Annotated in this window: 16 protein-coding genes and 1 pseudogene; 13 read left to right on the forward strand and 4 right to left on the reverse strand. The window is 42.8% G+C overall.

Annotated features, from left to right (window positions below):
- The 12 genes and pseudogenes from EO130_RS03465 to EO130_RS03515 all read left to right on the forward strand — a co-directional run.
- A partial coding sequence (locus tag EO130_RS03465) for a carbohydrate binding domain-containing protein (protein WP_206513120.1) occupies positions 1–968 on the forward strand: 968 nt, incomplete at its 5' end.
- A 114-nt stretch (positions 969–1082) separates the two neighbouring features.
- Positions 1083–4553: a hypothetical protein gene (locus EO130_RS03470; protein WP_127140138.1), complete on the forward strand. Its 3471-nt coding sequence runs from the start codon at positions 1083–1085 to the stop codon at positions 4551–4553.
- A 34-nt stretch (positions 4554–4587) separates the two neighbouring features.
- Entirely contained in the window at positions 4588–5880 is a 1293-nt protein-coding gene (locus EO130_RS03475; protein ID WP_127140139.1) for a glycosyl hydrolase family 17 protein, read from the forward strand.
- Positions 5881–5922: 42 nt separating this feature from the next.
- Positions 5923–7404, forward strand: a complete 1482-nt coding sequence (locus tag EO130_RS03480; protein WP_241244290.1) for a glycoside hydrolase family 30 protein — start codon at positions 5923–5925, stop codon at positions 7402–7404.
- 11 nt (positions 7405–7415) lie between these two features.
- Positions 7416–8981, forward strand: coding sequence for an MFS transporter (locus EO130_RS03485; protein WP_127140141.1), 1566 nt, complete (start codon positions 7416–7418; stop codon positions 8979–8981).
- Positions 8982–8996: 15 nt separating this feature from the next.
- Positions 8997–9905, forward strand: coding sequence for a glycoside hydrolase family 17 protein (locus tag EO130_RS03490; protein ID WP_127140142.1), 909 nt, complete (start codon positions 8997–8999; stop codon positions 9903–9905).
- Positions 9906–10081: 176 nt separating this feature from the next.
- Entirely contained in the window at positions 10082–10714 is a 633-nt protein-coding gene (locus tag EO130_RS03495; RefSeq protein ID WP_127140143.1) for a flavin reductase family protein, read from the forward strand.
- Positions 10715–11100: 386 nt separating this feature from the next.
- A complete protein-coding gene (locus EO130_RS15525) occupies positions 11101–11481 on the forward strand; it encodes a hypothetical protein (RefSeq protein WP_206513123.1) in 381 nt (126 codons plus the stop codon).
- A 50-nt stretch (positions 11482–11531) separates the two neighbouring features.
- Positions 11532–11777 (forward strand): DUF6364 family protein, encoded by a 246-nt coding sequence (locus EO130_RS03505; protein ID WP_127140144.1) that lies wholly within the window; start codon positions 11532–11534, stop codon positions 11775–11777.
- Entirely contained in the window at positions 11774–12187 is a 414-nt protein-coding gene (locus tag EO130_RS03510; RefSeq protein ID WP_127140145.1) for a type II toxin-antitoxin system VapC family toxin, read from the forward strand. Before EO130_RS03505 ends, EO130_RS03510 begins: the two co-directional genes overlap by 4 nt.
- 185 nt (positions 12188–12372) lie before the next feature.
- Positions 12373–12540 (forward strand): hypothetical protein, encoded by a 168-nt coding sequence (locus tag EO130_RS15385; RefSeq protein WP_164732866.1) that lies wholly within the window; start codon positions 12373–12375, stop codon positions 12538–12540.
- A pseudogene (locus EO130_RS03515) lies at positions 12539–13468 on the forward strand (IS256 family transposase); the annotation flags it as partial. The gene EO130_RS15385 and the pseudogene EO130_RS03515, both read left to right, overlap by 2 nt.
- A 98-nt stretch (positions 13469–13566) precedes the next feature.
- Here the strand turns inward: EO130_RS03515 and EO130_RS03520 are convergent.
- The 4 genes from EO130_RS03520 to EO130_RS15710 all read right to left on the reverse strand — a co-directional run bounded on the left by EO130_RS03520 (position 13567) and on the right by EO130_RS15710 (position 15724).
- Entirely contained in the window at positions 13567–14682 is a 1116-nt protein-coding gene (locus EO130_RS03520; RefSeq protein ID WP_127140149.1) for an ATP-binding protein, read from the reverse strand.
- 134 nt (positions 14683–14816) lie between these two features.
- Positions 14817–15107: a type II toxin-antitoxin system RelE/ParE family toxin gene (locus tag EO130_RS03525; protein WP_127140146.1), complete on the reverse strand. Its 291-nt coding sequence runs from the start codon at positions 15105–15107 to the stop codon at positions 14817–14819.
- Entirely contained in the window at positions 15100–15360 is a 261-nt protein-coding gene (locus tag EO130_RS03530; RefSeq protein ID WP_127140147.1) for a ribbon-helix-helix domain-containing protein, read from the reverse strand. Before EO130_RS03530 ends, EO130_RS03525 begins: the two co-directional genes overlap by 8 nt.
- Positions 15361–15475: 115 nt before the next feature.
- Positions 15476–15724, reverse strand: coding sequence for a type II toxin-antitoxin system RelE/ParE family toxin (locus tag EO130_RS15710; RefSeq protein WP_127140150.1), 249 nt, complete (start codon positions 15722–15724; stop codon positions 15476–15478).
- A gap of 86 nt (positions 15725–15810) precedes the next feature.
- Here EO130_RS15710 and EO130_RS03540 point away from each other — a divergent pair.
- A protein-coding gene (locus EO130_RS03540) for an IS3 family transposase (RefSeq protein ID WP_127140148.1) occupies positions 15811–16861 on the forward strand; the annotation gives its coding sequence in 2 pieces (ribosomal slippage) (positions 15811–16063 and positions 16063–16861; 1052 coding nt annotated over the 2 pieces). This gene is flagged as partial in the annotation.

A 16861-nucleotide genomic window follows, 5' to 3' on the forward strand; every position in this document is an offset into this window, starting at 1 on the left:
GCGGAAACGGTTTCGATAGTGGTTTGCTCACCAATGGAGACTTTGAGGCTGGTGTAGAGCCTTGGATTGGAAATGCGGCGAACGTACAGGAAGAAGGGGGCAACAGTTTCAACTTCGCTAATATAGGGGCTGCTGGGAATCCTTTTGATGTTAACTTGAGCCAGGTTGTTGCCATTACCCAAGGTACGAACTACATTTTAAAATTCGATGCGTCATCGGATAGGGAACGGACCCTATTGGCTGGGATTGGATTGAATGAGGCCCCATTTACCAATACCAGTGTGGAAATAAATTTGACAACGGAAATCCAAACCTTTGAGCTGCAATTGGCAGCAACCGATTTTGGAGGAGACAACAGTCGGGTCTTATTCGACATGGGCGCAGCCGAAGGAGTTGTGGTGATAGACAATGTATCGCTAGTGGAGGGCGGTGACGGAAGCGCTTCCGATCCAGGAAATGGCGGAGGAACCTCGGGTGATGGATCTGGTATCGTTGTTGACTTTGAGGGTGGAGGAACGCTTACAGGTGCCTTTGACAATGGTGCCAATGGTGCTAATGCCACCAACCCCGATCAAAGTGGAATAAATACTTCGGCTACGGTATACCAGTTTAACAAAACTGTTGGGTCAGCCTGGTATTCAGGTGCTTTTAATGTCTTTCCACAAGACCTTTCATCGACAGGTGGTACCACTTTTAAAATGAAAATATGGTCACCAAATGCAGAAATCAATGTGCGTTTTCAATTAGAAAAAGAAGGGAACCAAGGCCCCATTGTAACATACAACGTAGACCAAACGGTTATGGAAGCCAACACTTGGGTGGAGTTGACGTTCGATTTTTCATCCACCGCGCTCGATTTGACCGATGGCTATGATAAGATCGTCATCTTCCCAGATTATGACGAGTCCAACCAAGTGCCAGTTGCAACGGAGTCCATCTACTATTTTGATGACATAACACAGGAATAACAAAAGGAATAATAACGCTTTTGGGTTGTAAAGGCCGGTTTACTAATAGGCCGGCCTTTTTCACTAGGGGAGTGGAGGAAGATTAAAAAAAACAGAAAACGGAAGCAGCATACTATGATGGACAAGGCCATATTTTTGGGGAGCACAAAACTCAACACAAACCTAAAAGAGATTGAAGGTAAATCTGTAAAGATTGGTGATGAATCATTTTATAAGATTACCAACTATGACGGGATGCGGCCTTTTTTTATGAGCATCGTGAGCCATTCCGATCATTGGATGTTCATCTCTAGTAACGGTGCACTTACCGCCGGACGCAAAAATGCCGAATCCGCCCTGTTCCCATATTACACGGACGATAAAATCACCGAATCTGCTGGCATTACAGGGAGTAAAACTATCATACGGGTCCTGTCAGGAACTAAAAAATACCTGTGGGAACCATTTACAAGCTGTTTTTCAGGTCAATACCAAATCCAAAGAAATCTATACAAGAGCAACTACGGAAACAAAATTGTTTTTGAAGAGGCCAACCACGATTTAGGGCTTACATTCCGATACCAATGGAGTTTTAGTGAAACCTATGGGTTTGTAAAGAAATCCCATTTGATTAACCATGGGGGCCATGAAATAACCTGTGAGTTGTTGGACGGTATCCAAAACATACTCCCCTACGGCGTGCCTTCTGCAACGCAAAACGCAAGCAGTAATTTGGTCGACGCCTACAAGCGCAACCAGTTGGAACCTGACGTTGGGTTGGGAATATTTGCACTGAGCGCCATCATTGTTGACAAAGCAGAACCCAGCGAGGCATTGAAGGCCACAACGGTGTGGTCCGTAGGATTGGACCAGCCAAAGTACCTGGTATCTTCGCTTCAATTGGATAGGTTCAGAAATGGAATGCCCTTGGAAGAGGAGATAGATGTAAAAGCAGAGAAAGGGGCTTACTTCGTGAACACGGAAATCCATTTAAACCCCAAAGGGGAGAAGCAATGGATGCAGGTAGCTGAGGTAAACCAATCCAGAATCGATGTCAGTGCCATCAAACAAAACCTAAAAAGCGAAAGTGACCTCGTTAACAAAATAGAATCCGATGTTGACGCAGGAACACAACAGTTGCTGCAGTTGGCAGGCGCATCCGATGCCATTCAGTGTACGTCTGATAGTATGCGGGATGCACGGCATTTTTCCAATACGCTTTTCAATATCATGCGGGGAGGCGTTTTTGATAAGGATTACCAAATTGAAAAAGAAGACTTTATCGCCTACATCGGTAAAGCAAATAAGCCGCTTTTTATCCTTAAAAAGGAATGGCTAGAAGGTTTTCCCGGTGAATTTTCATTGGATTTTTTGAGAGAAAAGGTCAGCCATGATGATAATCCCGACTTCAAGAGATTGGCCATGGAATACTTGCCGCTTAAGTTTAGTAGAAGACATGGAGATCCTAGTAGGCCATGGAACAAGTTTTCCATCAATACTCGAGGGGATGATGGTAAAAAACTACTGGATTATGAGGGCAATTGGAGGGATATTTTCCAGAACTGGGAGGCCTTGGCCCTTTCATACCCCGGTTTTTTGGAAAGTATGATCTACAAATTCCTGAATGCCTCCACCTTTGATGGCTATAACCCCTATCGCGTGACCAAGGACGGTTTTGATTGGGAGATCATTGAACCGGACGACCCTTGGTCCTATATCGGATATTGGGGCGACCATCAAATCATCTATTTGCTCAAATTATTGGAGTTGATGGAAAGCCATTATCCCCAAAGTTTGGGAAAATCCTTCTCTGAAAAAATCTTTGTGTACGCCAATGTGCCCTACAAAATCAAATCGTACGAAGAGATTTTGAAGAATCCGAAGGATACCATCGTTTTTGATGAGGATTTGGACAGGCATATCAATAAGGAGAGAGGGAAGATTGGTGCCGATGCAGCCTTACTAATGGATAAGGAGGGAACCATTTATCATGTTAATCTACTGGAAAAGATATTGGCGACGGTACTTTCCAAAATGTCAAACTTTATTCCAGAAGCGGGTATTTGGATGAACACCCAGCGACCCGAGTGGAACGATGCCAATAATGCCTTGGTGGGCAATGGCGTATCTATGGTCACGCTATATTATTTGAGACGGTTCTTGAAGTTTTTCCAAGAAATGGTTGACAATCTCAACGAAATGGAATTCAGTGTGTCTGAAGAACTGGCGATTTTCTTTGAATCCATAACCCAGACCCTTTTGCAAGATCGCAACAAACTGAATGGAACCATAAGCGATTCCGATAGAAGATTGGTGATGGATGCTTTGGGCATGGCGGGGAGCAGATTTCGGGACGCTATTTACGAAAACGGATTTCAACAGAAGACACAGAACATAGATACGGCCCAACTCAAGACCTTTATAACCGTATCCCTAGAATATTTGGAGCATAGTATCCGGGCCAATCAGCGAGAGGATAAGTTGTACCACGCCTATAATTTGATAAGTATCAAAAATGACCAAGCGGTTTCCATTTCGTACCTATCGGAAATGTTGGAAGGACAGGTGGCCGTGTTGAGCTCAGGCTATCTCGATGGAAAAGCATCACTGCAAGTGCTGGACGCCTTAAAAAGCAGCGCACTATTTCGGGAAGACCAATACAGTTATCTGCTCTATCCAAATAAAGAACTTCCTCGATTCTGTGAAAAAAACACCATTCCACCAGAAAAAGTCAAGCAATCAGAACTCTTGCAAAAACTGGTACAGGATGAAAACACCGCTGTCATCGGCAAAAGTGTAGCGGGAACCTATCATTTTAATGGAAGTTTCAACAATGCTGAAAGCCTTAAAGCGGCCTTGGCAGCATTGCCTGAAGAAGCGTATGGAGACTTGATCAAAAAGGACCATCAAAACGTATTAGATCTATTCGAGGAGTTGTTTGACCATAAATCCTTTACGGGAAGATCGGGAACATTTTATGGTTATGAGGGTCTTGGCTCCATTTACTGGCATATGGTTTCCAAATTACTATTGAGCGTTGAAGAAACCTGTTTGCAGGCCATCAGAAACAATGATGATGAGGTCACTATTGGCAAGTTATTGGAGCACTTTTACGAAATCATGGAGGGAATAGGCGTCCATAAGCCACCAAAACTATATGGAGCTTTCCCTACCGATCCCTATTCCCATACCCCGGCAGGTAAGGGGGCACAACAGCCTGGAATGACAGGTCAGGTGAAAGAGGATATTCTAAGTCGTTTTGGGGAATTGGGTGTTTTTGTCTCCAAAGGACAATTATTTTTTGACCCTTGCATGCTGCGAAAGACGGAATTTCTGGAACAGCCTGCAGATTTTGATTATGTGGATTTGGATGGGAGTACAGCGCACATCCAACTTGAAAAAGGCTCTTTGTGTTTTACATACTGCCAAGTTCCGGTGCAGTATGTCATTTCGGAAAACGAGCAAGTTCAATTGATGTTCAAGGATGGTTCACAAAAGGATTTTGATGGTTTGACTTTGGATGCCGAGCATAGTTTGCAACTATTCGGCAGAACAGGAAGCATCAAACTGATCAAGGTTGGAATAAACGAAAATCGATTAAAATAGCTACATCATCCATCAACCATAAAAATGTGAATTCATGGGAAGACAATTAAAAACAGGCAGTTTCATATTGATGGTTTTATTGTGCTTCGCATGTAAAGACCAAACCAAAACAGCAGATAAAGACAATACAGTGAACCAAGAAACAAACCTGACCGCAGCCGATATTTTGGGAAACCCGGATTACATCGCTATTTCGTACGGTGGTTATCGAAAGACTACCAGGGAAGCTCAGCCTACCTTGGCAGAGCTAAAGGATGATATGAAAATATTAGCTGCCATGGGCATCGGAATCATCCGTACCTATAATGTGCAATTGCCCCATGCCTCCAATGTGCTTAAGGCAATCCGAGAACTCAAACAAGAGTACCCTAAATTTGAAATGTACGTGATGTTGGGTGCTTGGATCGATTGTAAAAATGCTTGGACCGGTCAAGAGCCAGACCACAATGTGGAAAGTGAGGCCAACGCCGCCGAGATTCAACGAGCGGTAGATCTGGCCAATCAATATCCGGATATCGTAAAAGTATTGGCAGTGGGCAATGAGGCTATGGTAAAATGGGCGACAAGTTATTACGTACAGCCCAATGTGATTTTAAAATGGGTCAACCACTTGCAAGAACTTAAAGCCAAGGGTGAACTTTCCAAGGATTTATGGATTACCAGTTCCGACGATTTTGCATCATGGGGCGGTGGGGACGCTGCATACCATACCCCTGACTTAGAAGCCTTGGTGAAGGCGGTGGATTACATTTCCATGCATACCTACCCATATCACAATACGCATTATAATCCTGAATTTTGGTTACAGGATGGGCAGCCTTCCACACTTTCCGAAAAGGAACAAGTGGATGCAGCGATGCAACGCGCCCTCGAATTTGCCCAAAAACAGTATGACAGCGTTTCCAGCTACATGAAGAGCTTGGGGGTGAACAAGCCCATACATATTGGCGAAACAGGTTGGGCCTCGGTTTCCAATGGTTTTTATGGCCCTAAGGGTTCCAGGGCCACCGATGAATACAAACAGGCCATGTACCACAAGCTAATACGCGACTGGACGGCAGAGGCGAACATTTCCTGTTTTTATTTTGAAGCCTTCAATGAGCCATGGAAAGATGCGGGAAACCCGAACGGCTCAGAGAATCATTTTGGATTGTTTACGGTTGACGGAAAAGCAAAGTATCCCCTTTGGGATATGGTAGATCAAGGGGTTTTTAAAGGACTCACCCGAAATGGAAACCCGATTGTCAAAACTTATGATGGTAGTTTGGAAGCTTTAATGGAAACGGTTTCTGTACCACCCACCAAAGCAGAGATGGAGTCACATTAAAATCAAATTATGGAATTGGGAAAACACTACATATGGGCGATTATGATAGCACTTGTTATAAGCTGTGGGGATAAAGAGAAACCCTTGCAGGTTCAGGTCATCGAAACCTCCGCAAACGGAAATAAACTAGCTCTAGTTTCCATGGATGATGTAGTTGAACCCACTGCACAGATTCGTATTCTTCCCAATGAAAAGTATCAGACCATAACCGGTTTTGGAGGTTCTTTCACGGAAGCTTCGGCCTATTTATTGAACCGTATGGGAGCAGACAATAGAAAGAAAATCTTGGAAGCTTATTTTGGTGAAAATGGAGCAAGATATTCATTGACCCGAACCCACATCAATTCCTGCGATTTTTCCCTTGGCAATTATGCCTACGCCAATGTGGCGGATGATGTGGACTTGGAGCATTTTTCCATCGATGAGGATAGGGATGATCTAATACCCATGATCAAGGAAGCCATGTCCATCTCCAAAGATGGATTTAAGATTATCGCCTCCCCGTGGACCGCACCGCCTTGGATGAAGGACAATAACGATTGGCGAGGTGGAAAGTTGCTGCCCGAATACAGAGGTACATGGTCGCTTTATTTTTCAAAATATATCGAGGCGTATGCTATGGAAGGTATCCCAATTTGGGGTATTACCGTGGAGAACGAGCCCTTGGGCAATGATAACAACTGGGAAAGTATGCATTTTACCCCAGATGAAATGACCGCATTTGTAAGGGATTATCTGGGACCACAATTGGAAAAGGATGGACACCAGGTCAAAATATTAGGGTACGATCAAAACAGGGAGCATTTGGATACCTGGGTGGACAGTATGTATCGTGACGAATCCACGTCCAAATATTTTGATGGAACCGCCATACACTGGTATGCCAGCACCTACGAAGTGTTTCCCGATGCTTTGCAATATGCGCATCAAAAGGCACCTGATAAGCATTTGATCCAAACGGAAGCCTGCGTGGATGCCGAAGTTCCCAAATGGAAAGACGATGCCTGGTATTGGAGCAAAGAGGCAACGGATTGGGGCTGGGATTGGGCTCCAGAAAGTGAAAAGCATTTACACCCCAAATATGTTCCGGTATATCGGTATGCCCGGGATATAATAGGCTGCCTGAACAATTGGGTAGACGGTTGGGTAGATTGGAATATGGTACTCGATAGGCGAGGTGGTCCAAATTGGTTCGAAAATTGGTGTGTGGCCCCTGTTATTGTCGACACCGACCAAGACGAGGTTTACTTTACGCCTTTGTTCCATACCCTACAGCATTTTAGTAGATACATCCGTCCCGGAGCCTTCCGTATCGGGTTTGAGAATTCTGATGATTCCTTACAGGTAACGGCAGCACAAAACCCCGATGGGTCCATCGCAGTGGTGGTCCTCAATCAAACTTCGGAGGAGAAGCAGTTCTCATTATCCCTTAATGAATTATCAAAAAATGTTCGCATTGCCCCCAAAGCTTTGCAAACGCTGATTGTCAATCAAACACCACAAACAAGCACTAACTCCAACTAAACCAAACAACCATGGAAATTGTAAAAAAACTTTCAAAGGACAAAGTACCAGTAGGGCAAAAGGCTGCTTTCGGGGCAGGCCATTTCATACTCAATATCCTACCGGGAACGCTGGGCGTATTCATACAATTCTTCCTGTTGACCGCTTGGGGAGTAGACCCTTTGTGGGCTGGTCTTTTAGGGGGTCTCCCGCGAATTTTTGATGCGATTACCGACCCGATCATGGGATTCATTTCGGACAATACAAAATCCAAGTATGGAAGACGACGACCTTATATTTTTCTGGGAGCCATCATAAGTGGTGTGCTTTTCTTTTTAATGTGGCAGTTGGATGACAATGCCTCCCAAACCTACATTATTTGGCATGTCATGGTTATTCAGATTTTATTCTTGGTCGGAAACACCATGTTTGCCACACCCTTGGTGGGGCTGGGCTATGAGATGACCTCAGATTATAACGAACGGACCAGGCTCATGAGTTTTGCCAACAGCATGGGGCAGATTGCTTGGATGATCGTTCCGTGGCTTTATGTCATCATACCCGACTCCAATACGTTCAATACACAAACAGAGGGGGTGAGGACCATGGCGCTCATCGTAGGGGCCATGTGTGTGATTTTTGGTATCCTACCCGCCTTGTTTTGCAAAGGTATCGATGCCGCACACATGGAAAACAGAAAGAAAATCACATTTAAAACACTGTTGTCCAATATGAAAGAGTTGTTTCAAGGAATCGTTCAGGTTTCCAAAAACAAACCTTTTATGAAATTGTGCGGTGCTACGTTTTTGGTTTTCAACGGATTTCAATTGGTAGCTGCATTTGGGGTTTTTATCATTGTGTTTTACATGTATAGCGGAAGCTATGAAATGGCCGGTACTTGGCCCGCTTGGTTCAATACCATTAATGCTATGATTACGGCATTTTTGGTGATACCGATCATCACTAAAATGTCTAACAAATGGGGCAAAAAGAGAGCTTTTATTATCTCTACGGCATTGTCTGTTGTGGGTTATCTTTTAAAATGGTGGGGATTTGACAAGGAGTTGAACAAACAATTTAGTGAAACAGGTTTTGGAAAGAGCCTGAATGCTGGTGTGGGATCACTTTTTGAATACTTGAACCCCATTTTGAACGATGTGGGAATGTCTTGGTTCGCTATAGACCCCAATAACGATATCCCATGGCTCATTTTTGTGCCGATACCCTTATTTGCCTTTGGAATGGGAGGGCTGTTTACCTTGATGATGTCCATGACGGCCGACGTGTGCGACTTGGACGAACTGGAAAATGGTATGCCACGTAAGGAAGGCACCTTTGGTGCCATTTATTGGTGGATGGTAAAATTGGGACAGGCCATAGCCTTGGTTTTGGGCGGTGTCATCTTAAAGATTGTGGGCTTCGACCCGAATGTCACGGAACAGACCTTGGACACCATGAACCGATTGAGGATTGCGGACATCATTATACCATCATCCACCGCTGCTCTTGCTATTTGGGTGATGTGGAAATATAGTTTGTCCGAACAAAGAGCCAAGGAAATCAAGGAACAACTCGTAGCCCGAAGAGGCGAACTCTAACCAAAAACAAAACATATGTCGTACATAAAGGAGCATCAATTCTCATTGTCCAAAGCCGGATATACCGATGGTTTGGGACTGGATTTGGACAAAATATCCGATAGTGATCTTAGGGAACTTTGGTTGGAAACCGTGAAGAACGGAATGCACGGGCTTTGCTTCAGTATTTATGAAGATGGACAAAGTCCCGGGGATATTATTTCCAAGGAGCAGGTAAAACGCAGGATGCAAATCATAAAGCCATACACCCAATGGGTGCGCTCATTTTCTTGTATTGAAGGAAATGAGCATGTTCCCGTAGTGGCCAAGGAACTTGGTATGAAAACTTTGGTAGGGGCATGGTTGGGCTCAGATCTGGAATTGAATGCTAAAGAGATAGATGGTCTTATACAATTGGCCAAAGAAGGCTACGTAGACATTGCCGCAGTGGGCAACGAAGTGATGTACCGTGGTGATTTGACGGAGGAACAGTTGTTGGAGTACATTCACAAGGTAAAAGATGCACTTCCCGATGTCACCGTGGGGTACGTGGATGCCTACTATGAGTTTTCCCATAGGCCGAACATTACGAATGCCTGCGATGTCATTTTGTCCAATTGTTACCCCTATTGGGAAGGATGCCCTATCGAATATTCCTTAAATCATATGCAACAAATGTATGGTCAGGCTACAGATGCAGGTCAGGGAAAAAAAGTGATCATTACCGAAACAGGGTGGCCTAGCCAAGGCGAAGGACTCAAGGGAGCACAGCCCTCTGCGGCAAATGCCATGAAGTACTTTATCGATACCCAAGTTTGGTCACAAAAAAACAATATCGAAGTCTTCTATTTTTCATCCTTCGATGAAGCCTGGAAAATTGGTGACGAAGGCGATGTGGGTGCGTATTGGGGATTGTGGGACAAGGACGGGAAACTTAAATTCTAATTTAGGAATAACTTGGTTTAGTGGTCCAAAATTCTAAAGTATCTTTACCTTGATGTATTATGGTGTTGATTCTTTGGTGTGATTTCTCATCAATGAATCATTTTAAAGTTGATATGTAAGGCCAGGCGGTTAGCAAGCCATGATCATAGCCAATTTAAAATCGTAAAATAAAAAGGATGCACTACTCAAATAAAGATATCATGGAGATGGACCGGGTGGAACGTCTCAAAATCATTAATTCCATCACAGGAATCAAACCTGCCAATCTCATAGGAACCATCGATACTGCACAAACGACCAATTTGGCCGTATTTAGTTCAGTGATACATTTGGGAAGCCAGCCGCCACTCTTGGGTTTTGTTGCCAGGCCAAAGACCGAAGATTCTGGGCATACGCTTCGCAATATTGAAGAAAATGGCGCTTACACCATTAACCATATCCACCCCGACTTCATCGAACGGGCCCACTATACTTCGGCCAAATTTGATCGCGCTGTCTCCGAGTTTGAGCGATGTGGATTCACGGAAGAATTTATCCAAGATTTCGAAGCACCCTTTGTAAAGGAAAGTGCCGTAAAAATGGGAATGCGCTTAAAAGAAATGATTCCCATACCGCTGAACGGGACCACTTTGGTCATCGGGGAAATTGCCCATCTTGTGCTGCCAGATGCGGCTATGGAAACAGGTGATATTGATTTAGAACAATTACAGAGCACTGGGATTTCGGGACTCAACAGCTACTACCAACTGAAGAAAGTGGCCCAACATCCGTATGTAAGGGTAGAAGAAGTACCGGACTTTAATAATTAAAAAAAACCTGTAAATCAATAATTTACAGGTTTGTTGTTTTGTTTTGATGGTGTTTTAGTGGAGCCTGGAGGCACTAGAACCTACCTCTGAAAAGCCCAATAAATAAAGGGTTTCAGGCTCATCAACATTTTATGCTCACCGAATAGGTCACTTTTCATCAATAAGGTATTAACGCATTGAAAAACAATTATTTAAGACTTATTTGTTGAACCAAGCCAACAATGCTGATTTTGAATTTATAACTCCGATGAATGAGTATTTGCTTTGGAAATAAGAAAGTCATATGGAGAAACTAGTTGCGGTTTCGCATTACCAACCAAATTATCCATTTTCTGTTTACTGTAGTATACAATAGTTAGCTAAATTTGTTTAGCAAAGTAAGCAAAATGGATTTTTTATTTGAGCAATTTCAGCAAAGGTTAAAGCATACTTCGACCGATTTTGTCAGATCGATAATGGATGAAATCCATTGGGAAGCGAGGCTGATTGGTATAAAAGGGGCAAGAGGTATTGGAAAGACCACACTTTTGCTACAATATATCAAGTTGCACCTTAGCGGTTCCCTTGAACAGACTGGAAACGCCGGGCATAGTATACCACCACCCTGGCCGGATAAAATTAAGCACCCTTCAAAACGACACAAAAATCTGAAAAATCAGGTCACTAATACCAAATATTGGATGGCTAACATTTTCCGTTTTTGGTGGTCTCAACCTTCCGGCTCATCCAGTTTAGCCAAACCGTTAGCCACAAGCAGAATCGAATAAATTTGCCTATTACGTAATAATATATTATTTTTACACGTAAATTTATCTAGATGGACAAAAAATTAACCTTAAGCTTGAATCAAGGCATTATTGAAAATGCAAAAGTCTACGCTAAATCTAATAACATTAGCTTATCTAAACTCATTGAATCTTATCTCGCAACTCTGACAAAAAAGGGAAAGAAGAAATCAGAAATTACACCTTTAGTGAAAAGTCTTAGCGGAGTAATAGATATCCCAAAAGAATTCAATGAAAAAGAAGCATATTCAGAATATTTAATGGAGAAGTATAAATGAATAGAATTTTAATTGACACAAATATTATTATTGACCTTTTAGCACAGAGAGAAGAATTTTACAATGAAGCTGCTGAGTTATTTTCTCTTTCGGATAAAAATGAAATTAAATTACATATATCTTCTCTGACTTTTGCAAATACTAACTATGTCTTATCAAGACAAAAATCAGCAAAAGAAGCCAGGGAGATTTTGAGAAAATTTAAAGTGTTAGTAGAGGTGCTTAATTTAGATGATAAAATAATTGAGCTCGCATTAAGCGATGAGAAATTTTCTGACTTCGAAGATGGACTTCAATATTATTCTGCTATAGAAAATGAAGTAGATCTAATTCTTACAAGAAATAAAAAAGATTTTAAAAACTCTAAATTACCTGTGTTAACTGCAAAAGAATATTTAGCCAGTGAATAATATGCCAGTGGCTAACAATGGTAACCGTTGCACAAGCCCCTGATCAGGAACAAAACGGATTGTTATAAGCCCTTTTACGAGGCTTTTTTCTTGTGGGCTCAGAAGATGTAGTCCGATATTTTAGGCTCTATCTGTAGATACCCCAAAAATTAGGGAAGTAAGTTTAATCATTAAATTTACTGAATATGACACGAAGAAAGTTTTCCCCGAAGTTCAAGACCAAAGTGGTATTGGAAGCCTTAAAGGAGCGTCAAAGCCTTGCCGAGCTTGCCCAGAAGTACCAGATAAACCTTGCCCAGATTGTAGCCTTCCCTAAAAATGTAGCCTTACCTAAAGCTCAGGAGGAAGTGTAAGAAACGCCAGACCATCCTGGCGGACAATCTTTCGGAGAAGATCATCGGCCTCTACGGCCTTGGGATGAGCTACCGGGACATCTCGTCCCATATCAAGGAGATGTACGATACGGAGATTTCCCATACTGTTTTGAGCCAGATTACCGATCGGATCGTCCCTGATGTAAAGGCGTGGTAGAACCGTCCCTTGGAGCCCCTCTATTGCATCGTGTGGCTGGATGCCATGCACTACAAGGTAAAAGTCGATGGGAAGATCGAGCACAAGGCCCTTTATAACATCCTTGGCATCAACAAGGAGGGCTATAAGGAAGTTCTGGGCATGTACATCTCCGAGAACGAGGGTGCCAACTTCTGGCTCCAGGTACTGACCGACCTGAACAACCGTGGACTGCAGGATATCCTTATTGCCTGTACAGATAACCTGAAGGGGTTTACAGAGGCCATCCTTAGCATATTCCCAAAGACCCAGGTGCAGAAGTGCATTGTCCACCAGATACGCAATTCCCTGAGGTATATTGCATCAAAGGACCAAAAGGAGTTCATGCGGGACCTCAAAGAGGTATACCGTGCCACCAGTAAGGAGGTGGCCGAGGACGGACTCTTGGCCCTGGGCGAAAAATGGGGCGGTAAATATCCCGTGGTCATTGAATCCTGGCAGAACAACTGGGAAGCGCTCTCCCAGTACTTCCAATACACCCCACCCATCCGCAAGCTGATCTATACCACCAATGCAGTGGAGGGCTTCCACCGCCAGGTACGCAAGGTCACCAAGACCAAAGGTGCTTTTACAAACGATATGGCCCTGCTCAAACTGGTCTACCTGGCCACCTGGAACATCGAGAAGAAATGGACATCGCCCCTCCAAAATTGGAGCCTGGTGGTCCAGCAACTTTATATTAAATTTGGGGAGAGATTCCTTTGGAATTAAATCCCAATCCCTCTGGGGCTAGCCCCAGAGGGATTGGTGAATCGGACAGAGTTTAATTTACAGACCCGACGAATATAAGTTGGGAATATTTAATGTAATTACATCAAAAACTCTCGAAAATTACTTCTATTTACGATTTTAACATTGGAATCATAGATGTCAACAAATGGTTTTGGGATTCTGACCTTAGCTTTAGGATTCCATTTGAATTCATAACCGGTTATTTTACCTGAAGCTTCCTCTACATAGTCTATTTCTTGTTGGTTCTTCGTTCTCCAGAAGTAAGCATTGGCCAATGAATTTTGGTAGCTTAATTTTTTTAATCGTTCACTGATCAAAAAGTTTTCCCAAAGATTACCCACATCAGTTCTGCTCTCCAATGTATTAAAATTTCCGATTAATGCATTGCGAACCCCAGTGTCGTAGAAATATATTTTTTGGTTCGTTTTGATTTCATTCCTTAGGTTCCTATTAAAACTTGTCAAGCGGAAGATAACATAACCTTTTTCCAATATTTCAATGTAATTACTTACTGTATTTTTATCCACACCGATCAGTTGGGACAATTCATTAAAACTGACCTCGTTTCCTATTTGTAATGCAAGAGCCCTCAATAGTTTTTCCAATACCTGCGGCTTTCTAATGCCACTGAAGGCCAAAATATCCTTGTATAGATAACTATTGGTAAGTTCTTTCAATACTTCAATTTCATCCCCTAAATTGTTGATTACATCAGGGTACATGCCATATAGTATACGTAGGTGAAATTGTTGTTCGGATTTTAAATATCCCATGCTGTTTTCAAATTCGGCCCATGAAATTGGATAGAGATGGTATTCCCATTTCCTTCCGGTCAACGGTTCGCTTGTCTGGTTATTTAATTCAAAGGCAGAAGACCTGCTCACCAATAATTGCACATTTTTAAACTGATCCGTTATTAATTTTAGGGTAATACCGATATTTTCGATTCTTTGTGCTTCATCAATAAATACTGTGGTGTTATTTCCTATAATTTGCTTTAATTCTTCGGTATTGGCATTGGTCAGTAAAGTCCTAACCGTGGAATCATCACCATTGAGAAACAAATGCTTCCTATTCTCAAGTATTGAATTGATAAGTGTTGTTTTGCCGACTTGTCTGGGGCCTATCAAAATAACGGCCTTGCCTGTATCCAATTTCTTGGTAATTTTCTCTTTAAGTATCCTTTTTACCATTTTGGTGAATACATACACTGAAAAGCATTTTGGATGGCACAACCCGAGTGATAGCTCAGTTTTGTGGAAAACCTGTCTTAATTATCGGGGAATCTTCAATGTTTATTTGTACTATTTATTCAGATAAATATCTATCAAAGATGTCTTTTGAAATCTCTTACTTGTCCTAAAATGCGAACGACGAATATGCCCTTTTCAGTTGGTTCGTAAAAAATTGTATGTGCCTTATAGCTATATCTTCTGAGTAGAGCCGCAAATTCTGAAGCACTTCGGCCAAGATCGGGATTATCTGCCAGAGTTTGTAAAAATTTGTATAATTCGGTAACATAGATATGCGTCTGTGATTCACCCCAAGTTTCCAAGGTATAATCCACTATATCATCGATATCGTCATCCGCTTTGGACGATAAATAATATCTAGGCATTTCTGTTCCTTTTACGAACTATTGCAGCTTCAATAATTTCATCAACAGACCTGGTTTTAGAATTTACGCCACTATCATAACCATCCTGTATGGCCGCCTTAGTGATTAGAAACTCCCTATTGCGCTCCTCATCCAATCGTATTAGATGTCGCATGTACTCACTATCGTTTGCGAAGCCGCCATTCTGGATTTGCAATTTTATCCACTCTTCCTGGGCAGCAGTTATGGTTAATGATTTTCTGATTGTTGCCATAATAAACGTATTTGCACACAATATACGTATTCTAACACATTATTGACGCATATTTATTGAAAATTTAGCGAAGAGAATTATATCAGGAATGTTTTAGGAATCGTTTATTTAAACTTCACTTAAGGTGTTTTGGAAAATCCATGCGACCGCCCAAAATTCTTACAATGAATATTTTCTCATTTTCCACAAAATAGAATATAACATGTGCTTTGTACCTATAGCGTAGCAACATTTTGTCCTTTACTGCCACATATCTCTTTCCGAGTTCAGGGTTGTCGCCCAAATCAACTAAAATAGTTTTGAGTCCTTGGGCATATTTTAAAGATTGCCCCTCACCGAACTTTCTTATTGTGTACTTGGCAATGGCTGACCTCCTCCCGTTAAACCGGACAGTTTAGAATTAGAGAATTCCGGGCGGATAAATGTTTAACTTTAAACAAGTATTTGCTTATGAAACGATCAAAGTATTCTGAGTCGCAGATCGTATTTGCGATCAAACAGGCGGAGACGGGGACCCGTATCCAGGAGGTATGCCGCAAGATGGGCATCAGCGAGGCCACGTTCTACAATTGGAAGAAGAAATATGGCGGGCTTGGTGTCTCCGAACTACGGAGGCTGAAGAACCTGGAGGAGGAGAACGCACAGTTGAAGAAACTGGTCGCCGACCTGAGCTTGGACAAACAGATCCTGCAGGACGTGCTGAAAAAAAAGTTCTGAGACCGTCCCGAAAGCGCGGGATGGTCGAAAATATAAGGATGGAGTACAATATTTCCGTCCAGCGTTGCTGCAAGCTCATATTGCTGCACAAGAGCGTTTTCTATTACAGGGCCAAGGGCCGTAGCGATGAACTGTTGCGCATGCGGATGAACGAGATTGCCGCCGTCAGGGTACGTTACGGGTTCTGGCGTATCCATATCCTTTTGAGACGGGAGGGTTTCATGGACAACCACAAACGCATGTACCGGGTCTATTGCGAGGAAGGTCTGAACCTGAGGAGCAAGCGGCCCAAACGGAACCGTTCCGCCGCACACAGACAACCCGCAGAGGGGAACGCCTCTAGTTTGAACGAATGTTGGAGCATGGATTTTGTCTCGGACCAGTTGTACAACGGGAGCCGTTTCAGGGCATTGACTGTAGTGGATAACTATAGCCGCAAGTGTTTGGCCATCCATGCGGGAAAGTCTCTTAAAGGAAGTGATGTCGTACAGGTAATGGAAGCCATTACTTTTGGGAACGAAGTGCTGCCAAAGCGTGTCAAAGTGGATAATGGAAGTGAGTTCATCAGTAAGGTATTGGACAAATGGGCCTATGGGAACAATGTCGAACTTGACTTCTCAAGGCCAGGAAAACCAACGGACAATCCTTTTATCGAAAGTTTTAATGGCTCATTTAGGTATGAGTGCCTGAACGCCAATTGGTTCTTCTCCTTGGAGGATGCCCAGGAAAAGTTCGATATTTGGAAAGAGGACTATAACAATTATAGACCGCACAGCTCGTTGGG

The organism is Flagellimonas marinaquae (genome assembly GCF_003992675.1).
Taxonomy (GTDB): domain Bacteria; phylum Bacteroidota; class Bacteroidia; order Flavobacteriales; family Flavobacteriaceae; genus Flagellimonas; species Flagellimonas marinaquae.